This is a genomic window from Pseudomonas sp. NPDC088885 (assembly GCF_044750025.1).
Classification (GTDB): domain Bacteria; phylum Pseudomonadota; class Gammaproteobacteria; order Pseudomonadales; family Pseudomonadaceae; genus Aquipseudomonas; species Aquipseudomonas rustica.
On sequence record NZ_JBIVJB010000234.1, the window covers coordinates 1 to 1801 of the forward strand.

Genomic DNA, 1801 nt, shown 5'->3' on the forward strand with positions numbered 1-1801 from the left:
CCGATGGCCCGGCCGGCGGTTTGGCTTGCGGGTTTCCATCCCTATTGCTCTCCAATGGTCGGCTGCCAGAATTCACTAACTTGGCATAATTTGTGCCGACAAAATGAGCGCAGAGTATAGGGGCGGTTCTGCCCCTATTCAACTGTCAGGTAGTGATTTCCGACTGCGCGCTACATGAGGAAATGTTTCAGCGGATGTGTGCGAGCACACCTTGAAGCTCATCGAGCGAGTTATAACCGATCACCAACTGACCCTTTCCCTTCTTCCCGTGGCGAATCTGCACCGCAGAGCCTAGGCGCTCGGCCAGACGCTGTTCGAGGCGGGCGATATCCGGGTCGGGTTTGCTGGCTTCCACAGGCTCCGGTTTGCCACTCAACCACTGGCGAACCAGTGCTTCAGTTTGGCGCACGGTCAGGCCGCGTGCGACAACATGTCGCGCCCCTTCAACCTGCTGATTCTCGGGCAGACCGAGCAAAGCACGGGCATGACCCATTTCCAGGTCGCCGTGGGACAGCATCGTCTTGATGACCTCCGGCAGCGCAATAAGCCGCAACAGGTTGGCCACAGTGACGCGGGATTTACCCACAGCCTCGGCAACCTGCTGCTGAGTCAACTGGAATTCCTGCTGCAAACGCTGCAAGGCCACCGCTTCTTCGATTGGATTGAGGTCTTCGCGCTGGATGTTCTCGATTAGCGCAATGGCGATCGCGGTTTCATCGGGTACGTCGCGCACCATCGCCGGGATGGTTTCTTGCCCGGCTTGCTGGCTCGCGCGCCAGCGACGTTCACCGGCGATGATTTCAAAACGGCCACCGCCAATCGGGCGCACCACGATTGGCTGCATCACGCCTTGTGCCTTGATCGACAGCGCCAGCTCTTCCAGCGCTTGCGGATCCATGTCCCGACGCGGCTGGTATTTCCCGCGCTGGAGCAGATCCAGCGGCAGGTGCTGCAGCTCACGGGTGTCAGCTTGCGCGGCTTGTTCTTCCAGCGCGCTGACAGTCGGACCACTCAGCAGTGCATCCAGTCCACGTCCGAGACCTCGTTTCTTGACGGCCATGGGGATTCCTTAAGTTGCCTGAGCGGCGGCGATGCGTGAATTTTTGCGCTGACGGCGAACCATCTCGCCAGCCAGGGCCAGATAAGCCAGGGCGCCACGCGATTGCTTGTCGTAGGCCAGCGCCGGCATGCCGTAGCTTGGCGCTTCGGCCAGACGGATGTTGCGCGGGATCACCGTGTCGTAAAGCTGCTCGCCAAAGTGTTCCTTGAGCTGCGCCGAAACATCGTTCATCAGGCTCAGCCGCGGGTCGTACATGGTCCGCAGCAGGCCTTCGACTTTCAGGTTCGGATTGAGCAGTTCGGCGATGCGCTTGATGTTGTCCACAAGGTCGCTGAGACCTTCGAGCGCAAAGTACTCGCACTGCATGGGGATAATTACCCCGTCAGCAGCGACCAGTGCGTTCAGCGTGAGCATCGACAGCGACGGCGGGCAGTCGATCAAAATGTAATCGTAGTTTTCACGGATCGGCGCCAGCGCGCTGCGCAGACGGCTTTCCTTCATCTGCATTTCCAGCAGCACCACTTCTGCCGCGGTCAAATCGCGGTTGGCCGGCAGCAGTTGATAACCGCCGTGCTCGGAATAGTGCATGGCCTGCGCCAGATCGCATTCGCCGATCAGCAGGTCGTAAACCGAGTTTTCCAGGCCGTGTTTATCCACACCGCTACCCATGGTGGCGTTGCCCTGTGGATCGAGATCGATCAACAGCACCCGGCGCTGCCGAAGGCTGCGATCTTTTGATCT

Annotated in this window: 2 protein-coding genes; both read right to left on the reverse strand. The window is 59.6% G+C overall.

What is annotated here, in order from left to right:
* Positions 1 to 187 precede the first annotated feature (187 nt).
* Positions 188 to 1060: a ParB/RepB/Spo0J family partition protein gene (locus ACIP1X_RS28840; RefSeq protein WP_008084408.1), complete on the reverse strand. Its 873-nt coding sequence runs from the start codon at positions 1058 to 1060 to the stop codon at positions 188 to 190.
* Positions 1061 to 1069: 9 nt separating this feature from the next.
* The coding region (locus ACIP1X_RS28845; RefSeq protein ID WP_400755970.1) for a ParA family protein at positions 1070 to 1801 on the reverse strand (732 nt) is incomplete at its 5' end.

Bases quoted from the DNA above. Each gene is read 5' to 3' on its own strand.
- ACIP1X_RS28840 (WP_008084408.1), bottom strand. From the start codon at position 1,060: ATGGCCGTCAAGAAACGAGGTCTCGGACGTGGACTGGATGCACTGCTG.